This window comes from Nonomuraea cypriaca (assembly GCF_015645445.1).
Taxonomy (GTDB): Bacteria; Actinomycetota; Actinomycetes; order Streptosporangiales; family Streptosporangiaceae; genus Nonomuraea; species Nonomuraea cypriaca.
The window spans coordinates 1-2,579 of record NZ_JADOGI010000461.1 but is presented as its reverse complement, the minus strand read 5'-3'; the positions used below and the strand labels follow the sequence as shown (position 1 = coordinate 2,579).

At 66.7% G+C, this 2,579-nt stretch carries 4 protein-coding genes; 2 read left to right on the top strand and 2 right to left on the bottom strand.

What is annotated here, in order from left to right; genetic code table 11:
* Together ITP53_RS56780 and ITP53_RS54785 are read left to right on the top strand one after the other, a co-directional pair.
* A partial coding sequence (locus ITP53_RS56780; protein ID WP_207757753.1) for a hypothetical protein occupies positions 1-324 on the top strand: 324 nt, incomplete at its 5' end.
* A 201-nt stretch (positions 325-525) separates the two neighbouring features.
* Positions 526-1,710 (top strand): D-alanyl-D-alanine carboxypeptidase family protein, encoded by a 1,185-nt coding sequence (locus ITP53_RS54785; protein ID WP_328818899.1) that lies wholly within the window; start codon positions 526-528, stop codon positions 1,708-1,710.
* A gap of 3 nt (positions 1,711-1,713) precedes the next feature.
* Here ITP53_RS54785 and mscL read toward each other — a convergent pair whose 3' ends face one another.
* Together mscL and ITP53_RS54775 are read right to left on the bottom strand one after the other, a co-directional pair.
* The gene (gene mscL / locus ITP53_RS54780) at positions 1,714-2,112 is read right to left on the bottom strand and encodes a large conductance mechanosensitive channel protein MscL (protein ID WP_195903385.1); all 399 of its coding nucleotides are present in this window, start codon (positions 2,110-2,112) and stop codon (positions 1,714-1,716) included.
* Positions 2,113-2,133: 21 nt separating this feature from the next.
* A partial coding sequence (locus ITP53_RS54775) for an RcpC/CpaB family pilus assembly protein (RefSeq protein ID WP_195903384.1) occupies positions 2,134-2,579 on the bottom strand: 446 nt, incomplete at its 5' end.

Sequence of the window (2,579 nt, the reverse complement as noted above, 5' to 3'; positions counted from 1 at the left end):
GTGGCGGAGGTGACCGGTGGCGGCGGGCTTGGCGGGATGTTGGTGCTGGAGCCGGTGTTGGTGCCTGCTCCGGATCATCCGGATCGCGTGTACGAGGGCCGGGTGTCGGCGCCTGTGCGGGCCGTGGCGAAGCCGCAGGTCGTGGAGTTGCGGGTCGAGGCGAAGGAGGTTCCTCCTGTGGAGGAGACCGATGCGCCGGCTCCCGTGGAGCCTCAGGTCGCGTGTCCGGGGGAGTGGGAGGAGACCTGGTTGTGGGAGTTGTGCAGGGATCGGGAGGACGAGGCGGTTCGGGGGGATCGGGAAAGTTGGGTACCTGGGATCTGAGTCCGGGCCTGGAGTGATGTGGATGTGGGGGCTCCAGGTGGAGGGGGCGAATTGTGATGTGGCTGGTTGTGGGGGGCTGGCCGTACAAAGTGGGTTTTTTGTCTCATAACAGCTCTCCGGAGTTCGGTCCGGACACTCAGGGGGCTGTAGTAACGTGCGTGCCTGACCCAGGTAACGAGTTTGCATACGGAGGAGTCGAACGTGCCATCCCCTCGATCAGCGGGTCTGATCGCGGTTGTCATGGCGATGGCTTCTCTTTTTGTGCCAACCGCTCAAGCGCAGGCCCAGGTTGCGCCGCTCGCCCGGGTGGCCCACGTTGTGCCGCCCGGACACGCGGCCCAGGTTGTGGCGCCGGCCCAAGCGGCTCGCGTCGCGTCGCCCGTTCGGGCGGAGGTTCAGGTGCGGGGGCAGGAGCGGCGGGATCCGTCGAACCTGACCGAGTTGCGCAAAGAGGCCGAGCTGTCGGCCAAGGAGCTCGAGGAGGCCACCAAGGCCCTCGAGAAGCGGCGGGCGGACATCGCCGCCTCCGAGAAGGCGCTCAAGACCAAGCTGACCGCGCTGCAGACGCTGGAGCAGCGCCTTGAGGTGATGCGGCAACCCGTGTCGCAGATGGCGGAACTGCTGTACGAGCAGCCGATCGTGGCCGATGGGATCGTGCCGTTCCTGTCCGGCAGTGCGGATGAGAAGACCTTGCGGGCCATGAGCGACGCGACGCAGATGGTGACCGTTCGGCAGCAGGCGGTTGAGCAGACGAGTGCGCTGTACAAGGAGAGTGAGCGGCTGGCGGCGGAGGCCCAGGAGCTCAGGGCCGGGAACCTGCTGGCTGAGGCGCAATTGGCGGCCGAGGTGGACACGTTGCGTCAGCGGTCGGACAAGATCGTGAAGTCGCTCACCGCGGCGCTCGTGAAGTTGGGCATCAAGATCGACAAGGTGGGGCGCGACGCGCTGGGATGCAATCCGCTGCGGGCGGGCACGGCCGATAACTATCCCAACGGGTTGATTCCCCAGGGCATGCTCTGTCCGTTGCAGCAGAAGGGGTTCAGCCTGAGGGCCGATGCCACCATCGCGTTCGTGAGTCTGAATGAGGCTTATCGCCGGCAGTTCGGGAAGTCCATGTGCGTGACCGATGCTTATCGGAGCCTGGCCGAGCAGCAGTCCGTCTATTATCGGCGGCCCGGGTTCGCGGCCGTGCCGGGGCGTAGCAACCACGGGCTCGGACTGGCTGTCGACCTGTGTGGCGGGGTGGACAGGTCCGGGTCCGCTGAGTTCGTGTGGATGGAGAAGAACTCCAAGCGGTACGGATGGTTCCATCCCGCTTGGGCCTACAGCAACCCGTTCGAGCCGTGGCACTGGGAGTACGATCCCAAGATCGACTCGCTTCTCTAGCGTCTAGACGGCGACCACCTCGGTGCTGCAGAAGGCGCAGCGGGACGCGGCCCTGCGGATCTCTGACAGGCACTCCGGGCACTCGCGGGTGGTCGACTCCACCTTGGCCGCGTTACGCCCCCTGAGATGCGTGTACGGCTTCACGACCAGGAAATAGACCACCCCGGCGACCATCAGGAACGAGATGACGGCGTTGATGAAGTTGCCGTACATGAAGTTGGCCTGGCCGATGGTGACCTTCAGCGAGGAGAAGTCGGGGAGGCCGCCGAACGCCGAGATCAGCGGGGTGAGCAGGTCGGCGACGAACGACTGCACGATCGCGTTGAACGCGGCTCCGATGACGACCGCGACGGCCAGGTCGATGACGTTCCCCTGCATGAGGAACTTCTTGAATCCGTTCATCAGGGAAGCGTAGTGGAGTGATCATCCTAAGGGTTGGATGGTGATCGAGAGGTGGCCGCCCGTCTGCGCGGCCGCCAGTTCGGCCGCTTGGGTGGTGGTGGTCGCGAGCACGACCAGGGTGCCGTGGTCCTCGTCCGACGGCTTCGCCGGCGGGATGGTGACGACCCTGGTGTCCTCCGCGATCGTACGGGCGGGGGTGCCCTCTTCCCAGGCCGCCAGGACGTCGATGGTGGAGCCCGCGGCGAGGAGTCTCGCCGCCGCCGGGTCGGAGATGCGTACGGGAGTCGCCACCATCCCCGGCGGCAACGGGAACGAGTGGAGCAGCCGGGCGTCCGTCAGCGGCTCGCCCCTGCGCATGGGAGAGGTCAGGAACCGGCCGGCCGCGGTCGTGCGCACGGCTCCGTCGGGCGGGTGATCGAGGGGCATGGGACGGAGGTCCGCCGGGCGGAGCGGACCGGCGGAAAGGT

What these genes read in the sequence shown, in the direction of transcription:
- mscL (WP_195903385.1), bottom strand. Translation starts at nt 2,112, where the DNA reads ATGAACGGATTCAAGAAGTTCCTCATGCAGGGGAACGTCATCGACCTG.